The sequence below is a fragment of the Agrobacterium burrii genome (assembly GCF_017313405.1).
Classification (GTDB): Bacteria; Pseudomonadota; Alphaproteobacteria; order Rhizobiales; family Rhizobiaceae; genus Agrobacterium; species Agrobacterium burrii.
Map to the genome: position 1 here is coordinate 229,416 of NZ_JAFLNA010000008.1, position 15,042 is coordinate 244,457.

Genomic DNA, 15,042 nt, shown 5'->3' on the forward strand with positions numbered 1-15,042 from the left:
GCAATCCCGGATGGGACGTGCCCAAGCAAATTTGCGCCATGGCCGACAAGGAGCGTGATCGCTTCGATGCGCTGCCACAAGCCGTGGCGGGCCGCTGCTCGGCCCGCTTTAGCGCAGCGGGCGATCAAACAGGCCGAAGAACAGGAAGCCCAGCAGAAACCCGAAAACATGCGCGTCCCAGGCGATTTCACCACCGACATCGCCAAACAGCGGTATCCCGACTGCGATCAGGACATTGCCGAACAGCCACATCAGCGTGAAGATCAGCACGGTGCGGTTGGAAAGCGCCTCCAGAATGCCCTGCCGCGGCATCAGATGGCCGAAAGAGGCGTTGTAGCCACCACGGGCGGGGAAAACAAAACGGCAGGCTGCTCCCATCAGTGCCGAAACAACGCCGGACGCGCCAATCAGCACCGTGACATCACCCCAGTTCAGCGCCGCATGGCCGAAGGCCGAAACGGCGGCGGAAATGCACCATAACAGCACGAAGCGCCATGTTCCGATCCGGCGCAGAACCGGTGCGCCGAAGGCCATCAACCACAATCCGTTAAACAGAATATGTTCGATGCCGCCATGCAGGAAAGAATAACTGACCGGCGTCCAGAGCCATTCCAGACCCTGCTGGGAGAAAGGCACGGCATAACGCAGCGGAATGAAGCCGAAGGTGAAGATGAACCAGTTGCTGCCATCCTCCGATAGCAGATAGGCAGGAACCACATAAGCAACCAGGAGCGCCGCCAATATGCCGACGAGAAGCGGCGGCAGGTTGAAGACGGGATTGTTCGTGTCGTCTTTCGGCTCCGGCGTTTCCGAAACCGGCGGCTGTTCGCCGTCCCCGTAGGACATGATCGCATCCCTGTCTTGTCGAAATTTCTATCTTCCGAGCAATATAGGAAGCCCGGACGAAAAAAAAGCCGTCCTGCCTTTCAGGCAACGACGCCAAAACCAGAGCCGGTTCGAGCGCCGCCGCCAAAGGCAGTCCGGCTTGCGGCGACGCGGTAAAGTCACGAGCGCTGCCATCAATTATGCTGACCGGAGCTTGTCCCCGACATGGCCGCACCGATGCCACGGCCTTTGTCGCCGCGCAATATCAACCCTTTGTTAACCTTAACAAAACCGGCTGGCACGAAAATCGCTACACCTCCTCATACAGGCGTTCGGATGGACATGATGTCCCAAAAGCGAACATGGAGAACGGTGCTATGAAAAGCATGGCCGGACTGGACATATATAACTATTGGGACGAGCTGCGCGGCAACAGGCCCGCACCCCGTCGCGAAGACATCGATCCCGCAAGGTTGAAACATCATCTCGGTGATCTCTTCATCCTGACCGAAAAGGGAGAGGAAGCGCCCTTCTTTCGCCTCGCCGGCACGCGCATCTGTGACCTGTTTGGCCGGGAATTGCGCGACCGCCCGTTTTCGGAACTGTGGCCGGCGGCAAAAGCCGTTTTCCCCTGCCGCGTCGCGCGCGGCATCCTGCAACATCAATTGCCCGTCGTCTTTGATGTCGAGGCGGAGGATGATTTCGGCGCAGCCCCGTTGGCATTCGAGATGCTGCTGCTGCCGCTGCGCACGGACGAAGGCGCCGCCCCGCGGCTGCTCGGGGCCTTGCTTCCGGCACATCCGCGTCACGAATTCGCTACCCCCATCAATTGCCTTTGGATGAAGAGCAGCCGCCTGCTGCAGATGGATATCGCGCAGACGCAATATTCGGAAAACACGCTTACGGCTTTCACACCATTCGCGGGAAGCTGTTGACGGGCCCCGTTCCTCCTTCAATGTGAGGAAGGATGGCGCCCGGCAACCCGGAATCTTTGCTGAAAATAGGTCAAAGCTGTAACGATATCGCCGATCGTAAGAATTGTAGATATCAAGTAATACAGTCTGTTAACCCGCGCAGAGTAGAGATTTGTCATCATCATCCGTTACAATTGCGCTGTCCATGTTTTCATCTCGTTCGGTCAACACTGCCCAAATCCTGCGTCCGGTTGAAGAGGTCTCCCTCGACGACGCCGTCGTCGTGTCCTTTTCCGGCCGCCTCATGTTGCCCGACCATGAAGAATATGATTGCACCGCAACCGAGATGACCGCCGAAAGAGCGCAGTTCACCTGCTCGGGCATGGCCCGCAATGGTGACCGCGTCATCGCTTATCTCCAGCACATCGGCCGGATCGAAGGCTCGGTAACGTCGCTCACCGCCTCCGGCTTCGTCATCACCATCAATGCGCCGGAGCGCAAGCGGGAAAAACTCGCGGCCCAGCTGGCATGGATCGCCAAGCGCCAACTGCTCGGCCTGCCGGAAGACCGCCGCCACGACCGACTGACGCCGCGCAATGCCAAGGCGCATCTGGTTCTGGAAGATGGCGTGCTCATCTCCTGCCGGCTGATCGACCTTTCCCTGTCCGGTGCAGCTATTGAAGTTGAAAACCGTCCGCCGCTCGGCAGCCGGGTCCAGCTCGGCAAGAACATGAGCGGCAAGATCGTGCGCCACTTCATGGAAGGCGTCGCAGTCGAATTCGACCGCGTCCAGTCGCCCGACGCGCTGATCGAATTTCTCTAAGCGCCTCCTCGACACCCGCGCAGCCATTAACAGCAGAAAATCCATAATCTCAGGAATGCCCTCCCGACGCCCCACTTCCGTCCCACTGAATGTGCGACGGCGGTGCGCGCCCGGTATTGATGGGGCATCTGTTGCAGCTTTTCTTCCCACGTCCGGCCTTTCGCCAGAAACCAGCCAACTAGACCCTTGATCTCGAAGAAGTCTCCTCCGTCGCGTCAACCCGTTTCGACGGGCTTCCGATGCAACGGCGACACGGCGAGATTGAAACACTTCAACGCGGGATATCGTCCCAGCCTTCACTTCCACCCGTCCGGATGCGCGGCGGTCGCGCACCAAACCCATCGATTTCGGCTCGGTATGGCGCAGATCGAAACGCAAAGCGCCCGCCCAAAACATTTTTCCGGAAAAAAAAAAGCAGTTTTTTTGAAGTTTTTTTCGCCGCTTTTTCATGGCGTCCCAACCTGAAACATCCATCCCAAAACGGGAAATCCGCTCCCCTGCCCGGCCTCTCCTGCAGACTTCACGCGGCTGTGAAGATCGCCCCGCACAGAAAATCGCTTTCAATACAGCGGCATAAATGGCTACCAAAAACCTAAGGCCGCGATCCATAAAATTGTAATAAAATTTGCTTCGAATACCCGTAAAATTTGACTCAAATACAATTCAAAACAACGGTTAATTTGCTGAAATTTAAGCTCAAATTGCCTCTCGCAAATTTCCGCCGGGTCAAAATATACCTGCGAATGTCTCCTCAACACGGGGAGACAAGCAATGAACAACAACCGTATCGTTTTCGTCCTGATCGCATTCATCGTCAGCGCCTTCGCCCAGCAGGCCAGCGCTTCGCCGGCCGCCGTCATGCGCGTCATCGGCAAGGCCAACCCGCCGATCGGCCACTATGAATTCTGCCAGACCTATCAGAGCGAATGCCAGGCGACCTCGGTCGACACCGGCCCGATGAAGCTGACCGAAGAGCGCTGGAAGGCGATGCTCGACGTCAACTACACCGCCAACACCACGATCACGCCGATGACCGACATGGAAATCTACGGCGTTGAAGAGCGCTGGGCATACCCCACCACGGTTGGCGATTGCGAAGATTTCGTGCTTCTGAAGCGCAAGATGCTGATGAACAAGGGCTTCTCCGCTTCCAACCTGCTTATCACCGTCGTTCTGCAGCCGAATGGCGAAGGCCATGCCGTTCTGACCGTTCGTACCGATCGCGGCGATTTCGTACTCGACAACATGCGCAACAAGGTCATGAACTGGTCGGAAACCGAATATACCTACCTGAAGCGCCAGGACACCGCCAATCCGGGTCGCTGGGTGAAAATTCAGGATGGCCGCGCCACCAATGCGGTTGGCGGCATCCGATAACACCAGCTACCCCACTACCGTCTCCCCAAATGAAAAAGCCGGCTCCGCAGGGAGGCCGGCTTTTTCATTGTCGTAAAGAGCCACAAGCGTCAGAGCAGGCCAAGCTCGGCAAGTTCACGCCTCAGGTCGGATGGCATGTCCTCACCGCCGAAACCACCGCCACCGAGATCGCGGGGCGCTTCGTCGTCCTTGAGGTAACGCCAGCCCTGAAACGGCCGCTTCGGCGCAGGTGATGTCTCAATCACTTCGGGGCCGAGAATGAGATCGCAGCGGGTAATCCCGTCGTCGCCCTTGAAGGAACGGAGATCAAGAAGCTTCTGCCGCGCCTGCACCTGTCCCTTGATGACCCAGTAGAGCGAGCCGCCTTCCAGCAATTCCTCGGCCCTTTTCGGGATCATGCGGGTGGTGTGCACGCTATGCGGTTCCAGACCTGCGGCCATGGCGGTCAGCGAGCGCTGCGCGACCCAGTCCCTCAAATCCTGGAGTGAATCCGCGCCAACGCAAAGTTTGATGAGATGTAAAGGCATATTCCTATCAATGCCTTTTTGCGGCAGGCGTCAAGCATCTGGACGACGCCGGCCGCCCTGCCCGCTCAGCACTCCACAACGTTGACGGCAAGGCCGCCCGTGGAGGTTTCCTTGTATTTCTCGCTCATGTCGTTGCCGGTCTGGCGCATGGTTTCGATGCAGGCGTCGAGCGGCACGAAATGCTGGCCGTCACCCTTCAGCGCCAGCGAGGCCGCCGTCACCGCTTTCACCGCACCCAGCGCATTGCGCTCGATGCAGGGCACCTGCACCAGCCCGGCAATCGGGTCACAGGTCATGCCGAGATGATGTTCAAGCGCAATTTCAGCGGCATTTTCGATTTGTTCGGGCGAGCCGCCCATGACCGCCGCAAGACCCGCCGCCGCCATGGCCGCCGCAGATCCGACTTCGCCCTGACAGCCCACTTCCGCGCCGGAAATCGAGGCATTGTGCTTGATGATGCCGCCAATCGCCGCCGCCGTCAGCAGGAAGTCACGCACGTCGTCAACCGTTGCATCCTCATGGAAGTGCCGGAAATATCGGACAGTGGCCGGCACGACGCCCGCCGCACCATTGGTCGGCGCGGTGACCACCCGGCCACCGGCGGCATTTTCTTCGTTCACGGCCATGGCGTAGACGCTCAGCCAGTCATTCGCCATGACAGGATTGAACCGGTTGCTGCGCCATTCCGCATTCAGCTTTTCGTAAATGGAACGGGCGCGACGGCGCACCTTCAGGCCGCCCGGCATGATGCCGTCGACTTTCAGTCCGCGCTCGATACAGCCGTCCATCGCTTCCCAGATCTGGTCGAGCCGGTCGTTCAACTCGTCGCGGGAAACCACCGTCTCTTCATTCGCCCGTTTCATCTGGGCGATGGTGCGGCCGGAACGGGTCGCCATATCAAGCATTTCTTTTGCCGAAGAGAAGGGATAGGGCACGCGCGGACCATTATCGATGGTCTTGCCGCGCTGCTTGATCGCCTCCAGTTCCGTATCGGTCACGACGAAACCACCACCGACCGAATAATAGATGCGCTTGATCAGCAGCCTGCCCTGATTGTCGAAGGCGGAGAAGGTCATGCCATTGGCATGGCCGGGCAGCGGGTTCTTCTTGTCGAACACCAGATCCTCGGCCGCAAGGAATTCGTAGGTCGGATGGCCGGGCGGCGTAACCGTGCCGGCCTTTTCCACCGTCTCGATGATCGCATCCATGGCGTCGGGATCAACGAGGTCCGGCCGCTCGCCGGTCAGGCCGAGAATGACGGCACGCCCGGTGCCGTGGCCAATGCCGGTAAAGGCGAGCGAACCGTGCAGGCTGACCTTCAGCCGCGAAACGTTGGCACCGGCCGGGCGCGGCCATTCATCGCTGAGGATCAGCGCCAGAAAGCGGTTGGCCGCCGTCATCGGACCCATCGTATGGGAACTTGAAGGACCGATACCGATCTTGAAGACGTCAAAGACCGAAAGAAACATGAAGTTTTTCCTGACTGATGGATTCCACCATCACCATATCCAAAGCCGCGACAGATCGCCACCGCAGCATCGGATGCAAAATCTGTCGGGATTTTCGGAGAAATCCAACGCTTCGGCAAGAACGAAGAGCGTCACCGGCTTTTGCGGCTGCGACATGCAGGTCGCAGAAACGAAAACAGCACGGTTTCCAGAGGAAACCGCGCCGTTTCAAAACCCGTCAATTCAGGAGAAGTGCTTATGGGCTGCCAAAAATGTACGTCAATGCGAGAAAAGCGGCAAAGCCTGCAAGTGCGCGCAAGGTAACGCCCCAGCAAGATTTCTGAGCGGTTTCTTCCATGATTACTCCAGCTATTCACTCTCCGGGGGATCTTCAAGACCCGGCCCGTTGGAAGAAGCATTTATTAAAATCCGACGACGAAGGCAAATGCAAAAAGCGGCTAAATGAAGGCTTTTTCGACGGGCTGCCATTCGCCCCGCGCATAGGTACATGAAAAAACAAGGTGTTAGGGCGTGGCTTCCAAAACCGGCATTTCGGTCTTCGCCTCAATTTAGGCTAAAGTGTAACCGTTATTTAAAGCTTTTGCACAAACACCTGTTGAAAACTGTCGTCGCCAACACGTTGCAGTCGAATTTATTCCGCAGTCGCCGCGCCTTGAAAGCACAACACCTCTGCTTTATCGACGACGGATAACGACAACGGGACTCACTTCATGCAGCAGGCATCCTCTTTTCCCGATCGCGAAACGGTCGCTTCGAAACTGACTTCGCTTGCAAGCGAGGACAAGGCATGGGTGTCGTTGCTGATGGAAAACGCCTTGCAGGATGAAAACCTGCTGGCCGGCCTCAATCTTTATCTCGACCAGCAGGCCAATGCCCGTTTCCTGAACAGTCTGAAGCTGGAAGCTGCCGGTGAATGGCTTGGCGTCAATGCCCCTGCCCGCCTGCAGATTCGCCTCGCGGAAACTGCCAGAACCAGCCAGCACCCCGCTTATCTGGCCTTCCGCAAAGGGCTGACGGCATCGGCGGGACTTGAAAAAGCCTACCCTAAAGCGCCGATCTGATCTGTTCGGTTAGTCCGGCACCCTATCGATGACGGCGATGATCGGCCCCATGGGAAATAGCATGTCACGCCGCTTCATCGCGGGAATATCGACGCTGGATATGGTGCCGTCGAGATAAAGCGCGTTGGGCGCATCCAGCACATCCCGAAACAGCGTGGCAAAATCGTAGAAGCGCACGGTATTTTCCGAAATGGCGAAATGCACCATGCCATCGCGGGAGACGCCGACGCCGTTGCGTCGCTTCAGGCTGTCGCTGTCGGGCAGAAATCGCGGATGCAGCTGTCCGTCGATCACCAGCATCGGCCCCGACTGGGTGGCAAAATCCGGCTTGGGGTCTGCCACCAGATAGGCCTCAGTCTCCAGCACGGCGGCCGTCGTGCCTTTCAGATAAAACACACCATTCGGCAGAAGGTGAAAATTGCCCCAGCCGCCCCGGGTGCTGATCGATGAGCGCTCCACTCCATTTTCGACAAACAGGCCAACTGACGAATAGTCGGAATGATACATGCCGCCATTCATGGCGAAGATGCTGAACATATGCTGCCGCCAGAGCGCGGACGACAGGTCGGCGAAGGAGCGATACCCCTGCCCGGAGACGTGATCGCGATCATAAATCCGGATGGTGTTCTTTGCCGGGTCGAAACTGCACACAGTGTAGCGACCGCCCGCATGGTCCATGCTTTTGCAAAAATCCGCCTGCCCGCCGGCCTGCGCCGAAAACGGCAGCAACAATGGCAACAGCAGCTTCGCCAGTCTTTTCATCGATCCGTTCATGCCCACCCCGTGATTCTCGTCAGGGGAACATTCGCAGGGAAATTCAGTCAAAGAAAAGGCGTCACCCTTGTTTCAGGGTAACGCCTCGACTTTAAGGGGAGTGCCGTTAGCGGCGGGCAGCGCGGTCCACATTGCGGCCGGCGTCCTGCGTCGCATCAACGGCATTCGCCGTATCCCGGCCCATGCCACGAATGGTGTTGCCGCAAGAGCTGAGCGTCACGACGGTCAACAAAGCCACGAAAACGGTCGAAAGAATGCGTGTAACCATTGAAATAACTCCCCTATGACTTGCCGTCCAAGGCAAGCGCCGATGTGATATGCGTCACAATAACGTGAGTCCCGAAAATCGGTTCCAGCAGCATTTCAAAAAATCCCGTCGATGAAAATTAACAGGGTTTTGAAGTTCACGAGGGAAACTCCACACCTGGATCATGGCTGAGGAAAATACCGTGGGTGATATGACTGACATCAACAATCGACTTCTGGTGATGACGGCAGGCGGCGTGAACCCCAATGTCATGATCAATGCATTGGCCGCCCGCTTTCCTGATATCCACGTCTTCGTAGAGCAACCGGAAAGCAAATCGGAAATTCTCAGGCGGCGGGCGCGTCGGCTCGGCTGGATTGTCGCCGCCGGCCAGATGACAACGATGGTCGCATCCCGGCTGGGCAAACGTTTCACGATTAAAAGAAGCCACGAGATCATCGCCGAGCATGGCCTCTCCGCCGAACTTGGCCAAGCCGTTCCCGTCACGCAATTTGCCTCGCTGAACGACGAGGAATGCCACGAGGCCGTCAATCTGCTGAAACCGGCGGCGATCTTCACCATTTCCTGCCGACTTCTGAAGCCCGCGACGCTTGAGGCCCTGCAATGCCCGGTTATCAATTTTCACGCCGGCATCAATCCCGCCTATCGCGGCCAGATGGGCGGCTACTGGGCGCTGGTGGAAAAGGACCGCGGCAATTTCGGCGCAACCGTACATCTGGTCGATAAGGGTGTGGATACCGGCGCCACGCTTTACGAAAAACGGCTGAAACCCTCGCCTTCAGACACCATCGCCACCTATCCGCTGCTTCTCACCGCCGCCTCGGTGGATATCGCCGTCAGCGCCATCGAAGACGCATTGTCCGGCAGCCTCGCACCACAGCCGCCCTCCCCCGGAAAATCGGCACTACGCTTTCCGCCGACGATCTGGACCTGGCTGTGGAACGGTCTGACGAAACGGATATGGTGATTCTTCGCTGCGCCGTGTTGCCAAGCTTCGTCGCAGATGCAGGGCTGTCTTGCCGCATCAGGCACAGACGGCACCGAAAAAACGGTGCATGATAATCAAAAGGATCATGCACAAATTGCCCGACATTTCCACCTCCTCCATCATCCCCGCCTCCATCGAAGCCTCACCCGCACAGGTGCTTGGCCCGGCAAGCCTTGTCGGTCTCTTTCCGCAGGGCGTGCGTGTTTATCTGACCGACACCGGCGCAGCCTCACAGGTGAAGCTTGTCGATGCGGCGAGACATCTGCGTGATCTGGGTTATGAGCCAGTGCCGCATCTTGCGGCGCGGCGCATCCCGTCGCGCGCAGAGTTTGAGGAACAGGTGAAGCGGCTGGCGGGCGAAGCCGGCGTATCGGATGTGCTGGTTGTCGGCGGCGGCGTCGACAGGCCGGCCGGTCCCTTCGCTTCCAGCATGGATATGCTGTCGTCAGGCATTTTCGACCGTTATGGGATAAGCCAGATCGCCATCGCCGGCCACCCCGAGGGCAGCCCGGATTTCAGCGAGGAGACGGCAATTGCCGCGCTGCGGCTGAAGCGTGATTTTGCGCAAAGAAGCGATGCGACGATGCGCATCGTCACCCAGTTCGGTTTCGATGCAGCCCGTTTCATCGCCTGGGCGGAAGGGCTTGTCGCATCAGGCATCGATCTGCCGGTGCATATCGGCGTTTCCGGTCCGGCCAAGATCACGACGCTGCTGAAATATGCAGCGCTTTGCGGTGTCGGCAATTCCATTGCCTATCTGAAGAAAAACGCACTCTCCCTCACGACACTGGCGAAGGGTCATTCGCCGGAAAGCGTCGTCGGACCGATCGAGCGGCACTGGCAGGCCAATCCGCAAGGGCCGATCCGGCAAATTCACGTCTTTCCCTTTGGCGGCTTGCAGAATTCGGCCGACTGGCTGGTCAAGCGCGGAAGCTGGCAAACCGGCGACGCAGACCGTTCGGCATCACCGGATTCCGTTGCGGTTTGACACCATGACTGCCTGTGCGCCCGGTTTAAGGCCGCGCAGGCCCCGCCATGTTACGCCGCCTTGGCAACCTCGACAAAGGCGCTGCGAATGCTTTCTGCCACTGCAAGCACCGGACGCGACACCTTGTCGCCCATGATCAGGCGGATATCGAAACAGCCAAGTTCCGGCAGTCCTTCCTTGTCGCCCAGAATGACCATGTCATTCAACACATAGGATCGCGGTAGCGGCGCGATGGCAAGATCGGCGGCAATCGCCGCGCGCTGCGCCATCGTATGACCGCTGAGATAGGCCACCCGGAAATTGCGCCCGCGCTTTTCCAGAGAATTGATCGCCTCCGAACGCCAGATGCAGCCTTCTTCCCAGATCGAAATCGGCAGCGGATCGCGCAGATAGGCGGTGCCGCATTTTGCACCCGCCCAGACGAGACGTTCGCGCATCAGCACCTCACCCGTGTCCCTGAGCGGATGCGAGGCACAGTTGACGAGGGCAAGATCAAGCCGTTGCTCGTCCATGCGCTTGTAGAGATTGGAACTGGAATCGATGGTGACGTCGATCATGATGCCGGGGAAAGCCTCGGCAAAGCGCTTGAGAATGCCCGGCAGCAGGCCACGCTCACCGATATCCTCCGGCGCGCCGAGACGCACCACGCCGGAAAGCTCGGGCATGACGAAACGCGACACGGCTTCATTGGAAAGCGCGATCATCCGCCGTGCGTAAGTCAGCAGCGTCTCCCCATGCGCCGTCAATGTCACCGAGCGGGCATCGCGCAGGAATAGCGTCGTCTTCAACTGCTCCTCAAGCTTCTTGATCTGCATGGAAACGGCCGAGGGCGTCCTGAACACCACTTCCGCGGCGGTGGAGAAATTTCCCGTTTCCGCAATCGCGACGAAGGTTCTCAATATGTCGTTATCCAGCAACGGCAGCGGTTGGCGGAAAGTCACGGTCATGGCACGCACCTTCAAATATTTTGATTTATAGATGGATATCATTTCGTTTGATTGAATGTCAACAAGCGCGCACCATCGGGGACATCGAATGACAGGGCCGAAAAAGCCCCGCTGGAATGAAGCGCCGAACTCCCCTTATGTGACGACGCGCATCTGGCAGGACAGGTCAGCAAATCATTCCGATAATTGATGAATGATATGAAATTCATTCTCTTGTTTGATGAAATATGCAGGCGCATATCGAATGCGCAAATCAATCGTGGTTCAGGAAAGGATCAAGGACATGACCATGATACATTATCTCCCGGTGGCGAACCGCTCTGCGCATCGTCCCTCTTCCGGTGGCTGGCTTCACCGCCTGTCAGGCCACGTTTCTGCTCTTTACAGATCATGGCGTCGTGCACGGATGCTGCGCGCACTTGAGGCATTGCCGCCTGAAACATTGAAGGATATCGGATGGCCGACGACAGACAATTACCGCACAAGCGCCATTCGCAAATGACCTCTGACCGGTGGCTCGCAGACGTTTTAAGACTTGCGAGCCATCCCTTCCCGTGCCAATACGCTCCGGCAACGGCGTAAAAAAGCCTGCCTGTTTTACATGCGACACGACGCCTTTTTAAAAGGCTTGTCGCAAATTTTGCATATTTCAAAAGCGATTTTTTGACAGGCCCGATTCCACGGCGTATTTTTCGTTAAAGATGTCGGAAACAGGACATCCAGAAGACCGATTCCAAGGGAGGAATTGCGTATTCGCAACGGAGCACGGGCAAATGAGCAGGAACTCCCAGAAGAAACGCTCAATCGTCTTTTTTCTCATTCCGCAATTTACCATGCTGCCCTTTGCCGCAGCAGTTGAAACGCTTCGCATCGCCAACCGAATGTTGGGCTATCAAGCCTATGAATGGCGCATCGCCTCGCTCGATGGCCAGAAGGTCATGTCCTCCAGCGGCATCTGTCTCGAGGTCGACACCTGTCTCGCCGACGAGCGACGGTATGTGACCGGCGAGAACCGCGCAGAAATGGCAATCATCTGTTCGGGCATCGATGTGGACCAGCACATCAACAAATCAGTCAATGCCTGGCTGCGCGAAGCCTATAATCGCGGCATCGCCATCGGCAGCCTCTGTACCGCCGCCCATATCCTTGCGCAGGCTGGCCTGCTGAACGGCAAGCGCTGCGCGATCCACTGGGAAAACCTGCCGGGGTTTTCCGAAGCCTTCCCACAGGTGGAAGTTTATGCCGACCTCTTTGAAGTCGACAGCAACATCTACACCTGCGCCGGCGGCACGGCCTCGCTTGACATGATGCTGAGCCTGATCGGCCAGGATTTCGGCGAAAACCTCGTCAACCGCGTCTGCGAACAGCAATTGACCGACCGGGTGCGCAGCCCCAATGACCGCCAGCGCCTGCCGCTGCGCGCCCGCCTCGGCGTGCAGAACAGCAAGGTCCTGTCGATCATCGAATTGATGGAAGGCAATCTCGCCGAGCCGCTGTCGCTGCTTGACATAGCCGATGCCGCCGATCTGTCGCGCCGACAGGTGGAGCGCCTGTTCCGTCAGGAAATGGGCCGCTCGCCCGCACGATACTACCTCGAAATCCGCCTCGACCGCGCCCGCCACCTGCTGGTGCAATCGGCCATGCCGGTGGTCGAAGTCGCCGTCGCCTGCGGTTTCGTGTCCGCCTCGCATTTCTCAAAGTGTTATCGCGAAATCTATAATCGCACCCCGCAGCAGGAACGGGCGGAGCGCAAGATGCTGATCAGCGCGTCGCGAATGGCGATGGCGAGCCAGGGTGGCAAAGCCGCGCATTAAAGACGCGGCTTTAAGACGTCAAGGCTTCCACGAACGGCCGAACCGCATGGGCCAAATCCTCTGCCGTCATGCCAACGCCGGCTCGGCTACCCGCCTCACCATGCAGCCAGACACCGGCAGCCGCCGCCTCAAAGGCGGGGGTTCCCTGCGCCAGCAGCGCACCGACAATGCCGGCCAGCACATCGCCGGAGCCAGCCGTTGCGAGGCTCGCCGGCGCATTGCTGTTGACCAGCGCCCGGCCGTCGGGTGCGGTGATCACCGTATCCGCGCCCTTATAGACCAGCACCGCACCGCTACGGGCCGAGGCGACCTGCGCCTTCTCGACCTTGCTCAACGCAGCGTCAGCGGCAAGATCGGGAAACAGCCGCCCAAACTCGCCCTCATGCGGCGTCAGCACAAATTTGCCTGTGCCGGATGTAACGTGCTCGAACAGGGTCTCCGGGCAATCCCTGAAAGCGGTGATCGCATCGGCATCCAGCACCACCGCCCTGTCTCCAAGCAGCGACACGAACTGCCGCGCTTTTTCTAAATCGCCGAAACCCGGACCGAGAACGAAAGTACCGTGACGCCGGTCATCCAGCCACAGCCGCAGATCATCGGCATCGTCAATAGGCGTGTTCATCACGGCTGTCAGCGTCATGGACAGCACATCGAGCGCCGTCTTCGGGGCAGCAACGGTCACGATGCCAGCCCCCGCCTTCAGCGCCGAAAGCGCCGCCATGCGGCTTGCCCCGGTCGCATGCGCCGGTCCGGCAAAGACAGTCAGATGCCCGCGGCGGAATTTATGCGTTTCCATATCGGCGCGGGGCAAGGCGTGCCGCCAGACAAGCGGATCGTTTTCCGCCACCGATCCCGCATGGGCGGCAAGAATGCGGGCGGGAATGCCGATATCGAAAACCTCAAGCACCCCGCACAGTTCCCGCCCCGGCATCAGCAGGTGGCCGGGCTTGCGCGCCATGAAGGTCACGGTGCGCTGCGCCCTGAACGATGCACCGAGAGGCACGCCGCGCCGGCCACAGAGGCCCGAGGGCAGATCAACGGCAAGCACAGGCACGCCCGCCTTTGCCACCGCCTCGATCACATCGGCAAGTTCGCTTGGAACATCACGGGACAATCCAGCCCCGAAAACCGCATCGATCACCACGTCACCGGAAAGAGGCGCATAGGCCGCAAGCGGCAGTGGCGTCACCCCGCTCCGCTCGAATGCCGTTCGCGCATCGCCCCTGACCATAGCCGTATCGCCAAGATGATAAACCGCAACGGCCGCGCCGCTCTGCAAAAGCACCCGCGCCGCCACATAACCGTCTCCGCCGTTATTGCCGCCACCGCAAAGCACGACAAAACGCAGCGCCTGCGGATAATGGCGCAGCGCCGAGGCGGCAACCGCCTGCCCCGCCCGTTCCATCAGGTCGTAAAGCGGAATGCCGGATTGCCCGGCCACCGCATCGATGCGGGCCATTACAACCGGGTCGATGAGGAAGAGCTGCGAAAGGGATGTCATGGGCCGATCATCCCTTCAAAACGCCGGAAAGGCAATCGATACAAAAATAAGCAGATCGCCGCGACCAAATAATAGTCAAATGCATAAAATATAAACAAACCAACAAAACACCGGCGCAGGAACTACAAATATACGAGATTGCTAAAATAATACAAATCAACAGAAATGCGGATGGATTTTTCGGATTTCCGAGAGAAATTCGCTGGAAAACCGCCAAAAGCGAATGCATTTTGTGCCGGAAAGCCGGGGGAGCGAAGTTTTTTCTTCACGCCCGCTTCCGATCTGGCACAATACGTGCATTCTTGTGGCAGAGCGGGAATTACCTGCTTTAACGGGAGAAGCGGAGAGATATTTTCTCATGAAAAAGATCGAAGCGATCATTAAGCCTTTCAAGCTCGATGAAGTGAAGGAAGCCCTTCAGGAAGTCGGACTTCAGGGAATCACGGTCACGGAAGCAAAAGGCTTTGGTCGTCAGAAGGGCCACACGGAACTTTACCGCGGTGCGGAGTACGTCGTGGACTTTCTGCCGAAAGTGAAAGTCGAAGTCGTATTGGCGGACGAGAATGCGGAAGCCGTCATCGAGGCAATCCGCAATGCGGCCCAGACCGGACGTATCGGCGACGGAAAGATTTTCGTTTCCAATATCGAGGAAGTCATCCGCATCCGTACCGGTGAAACAGGCGTGGACGCCATATAATCAGAACCGGGTCTCAAGCCGGGGAGGCTTGGGTTTCACCTCGTCATCATCACACTCAAGGAAAACGTT

At 58.3% G+C, this 15,042-nt stretch carries 17 protein-coding genes; 10 read left to right on the plus strand and 7 right to left on the minus strand.

Annotated elements, in window-relative coordinates; translation table 11 throughout:
- Positions 1-108: 108 nt before the first annotated feature.
- Positions 109-846 (minus strand): rhomboid family intramembrane serine protease, encoded by a 738-nt coding sequence (locus tag JZX89_RS16430; RefSeq protein ID WP_149897398.1) that lies wholly within the window; start codon positions 844-846, stop codon positions 109-111.
- Positions 847-1,202: 356 nt separating this feature from the next.
- Here JZX89_RS16430 and JZX89_RS16435 point away from each other — a divergent pair, with 356 nt between their 5' ends.
- From JZX89_RS16435 to JZX89_RS16445, 3 genes are all read left to right on the plus strand, one after another.
- The gene (locus tag JZX89_RS16435) at positions 1,203-1,760 is read left to right on the plus strand and encodes a PAS domain-containing protein (protein ID WP_153513959.1); all 558 of its coding nucleotides are present in this window, start codon (positions 1,203-1,205) and stop codon (positions 1,758-1,760) included.
- Between the two features lie 184 nt (positions 1,761-1,944).
- Positions 1,945-2,562, plus strand: coding sequence for a PilZ domain-containing protein (locus JZX89_RS16440; RefSeq protein WP_174373617.1), 618 nt, complete (start codon positions 1,945-1,947; stop codon positions 2,560-2,562).
- A 771-nt stretch (positions 2,563-3,333) separates the two neighbouring features.
- Positions 3,334-3,939: a transglutaminase-like cysteine peptidase gene (locus JZX89_RS16445; RefSeq protein ID WP_046798293.1), complete on the plus strand. Its 606-nt coding sequence runs from the start codon at positions 3,334-3,336 to the stop codon at positions 3,937-3,939.
- Between the two features lie 89 nt (positions 3,940-4,028).
- Here the strand turns inward: JZX89_RS16445 and JZX89_RS16450 are convergent, their stop codons facing one another.
- Complete coding sequence (locus JZX89_RS16450; RefSeq protein ID WP_207134749.1) at positions 4,029-4,466, minus strand: DUF1489 family protein; 438 nt, start codon at positions 4,464-4,466, stop codon at positions 4,029-4,031.
- Between the two features lie 65 nt (positions 4,467-4,531).
- Positions 4,532-5,935, minus strand: coding sequence for an L-serine ammonia-lyase (locus JZX89_RS16455; protein WP_207134750.1), 1,404 nt, complete (start codon positions 5,933-5,935; stop codon positions 4,532-4,534).
- On the opposite strand from JZX89_RS16455, the gene JZX89_RS16460 reads away from it, so the two are divergent.
- Positions 5,934-6,380 (plus strand): hypothetical protein, encoded by a 447-nt coding sequence (locus JZX89_RS16460; protein WP_207134751.1) that lies wholly within the window; start codon positions 5,934-5,936, stop codon positions 6,378-6,380. The two genes, JZX89_RS16455 and JZX89_RS16460, sit on opposite strands and share 2 nt — an antisense overlap.
- A 265-nt stretch (positions 6,381-6,645) precedes the next feature.
- On the plus strand, positions 6,646-6,996 hold the full coding sequence (locus JZX89_RS16465; RefSeq protein WP_149897392.1) for a hypothetical protein: 351 nt from the start codon (positions 6,646-6,648) through the stop codon (positions 6,994-6,996).
- 9 nt (positions 6,997-7,005) lie between these two features.
- Here the strand turns inward: JZX89_RS16465 and JZX89_RS16470 are convergent, their stop codons facing one another.
- Complete coding sequence (locus JZX89_RS16470; protein ID WP_207134752.1) at positions 7,006-7,770, minus strand: phosphodiester glycosidase family protein; 765 nt, start codon at positions 7,768-7,770, stop codon at positions 7,006-7,008.
- 106 nt (positions 7,771-7,876) lie between these two features.
- Positions 7,877-8,038: an entericidin domain-containing protein gene (locus JZX89_RS16475; protein ID WP_149897390.1), complete on the minus strand. Its 162-nt coding sequence runs from the start codon at positions 8,036-8,038 to the stop codon at positions 7,877-7,879.
- A gap of 190 nt (positions 8,039-8,228) precedes the next feature.
- Between JZX89_RS16475 and JZX89_RS16480 the strand changes: the two genes are divergently transcribed.
- Positions 8,229-9,005 carry a formyl transferase gene (locus JZX89_RS16480; protein WP_207134805.1) on the plus strand — a complete coding sequence of 259 codons (777 nt, stop codon included), beginning with the start codon at positions 8,229-8,231 and terminating at the stop codon, positions 9,003-9,005.
- A gap of 88 nt (positions 9,006-9,093) precedes the next feature.
- Positions 9,094-10,014: a methylenetetrahydrofolate reductase gene (locus JZX89_RS16485; protein ID WP_207134753.1), complete on the plus strand. Its 921-nt coding sequence runs from the start codon at positions 9,094-9,096 to the stop codon at positions 10,012-10,014.
- 50 nt (positions 10,015-10,064) lie between these two features.
- Here the strand turns inward: JZX89_RS16485 and JZX89_RS16490 are convergent, their stop codons facing one another.
- Positions 10,065-11,003, minus strand: coding sequence for a LysR family transcriptional regulator (locus tag JZX89_RS16490; RefSeq protein WP_207134754.1), 939 nt, complete (start codon positions 11,001-11,003; stop codon positions 10,065-10,067).
- Positions 11,004-11,244: 241 nt separating this feature from the next.
- Between JZX89_RS16490 and JZX89_RS16495 the strand changes: the two genes are divergently transcribed.
- The gene (locus JZX89_RS16495) at positions 11,245-11,463 is read left to right on the plus strand and encodes a DUF1127 domain-containing protein (RefSeq protein WP_149897387.1); all 219 of its coding nucleotides are present in this window, start codon (positions 11,245-11,247) and stop codon (positions 11,461-11,463) included.
- A 271-nt stretch (positions 11,464-11,734) separates the two neighbouring features.
- On the plus strand, positions 11,735-12,775 hold the full coding sequence (locus JZX89_RS16500) for a GlxA family transcriptional regulator (protein ID WP_149897386.1): 1,041 nt from the start codon (positions 11,735-11,737) through the stop codon (positions 12,773-12,775).
- Between the two features lie 10 nt (positions 12,776-12,785).
- Here JZX89_RS16500 and JZX89_RS16505 read toward each other — a convergent pair whose 3' ends face one another.
- Positions 12,786-14,276 carry an NAD(P)H-hydrate dehydratase gene (locus tag JZX89_RS16505; protein ID WP_207134755.1) on the minus strand — a complete coding sequence of 497 codons (1,491 nt, stop codon included), beginning with the start codon at positions 14,274-14,276 and terminating at the stop codon, positions 12,786-12,788.
- Positions 14,277-14,634: 358 nt separating this feature from the next.
- On the opposite strand from JZX89_RS16505, the gene JZX89_RS16510 reads away from it, so the two are divergent.
- Entirely contained in the window at positions 14,635-14,973 is a 339-nt protein-coding gene (locus JZX89_RS16510) for a P-II family nitrogen regulator (protein WP_003508042.1), read from the plus strand.
- Positions 14,974-15,042: the final 69 nt, after the last annotated feature.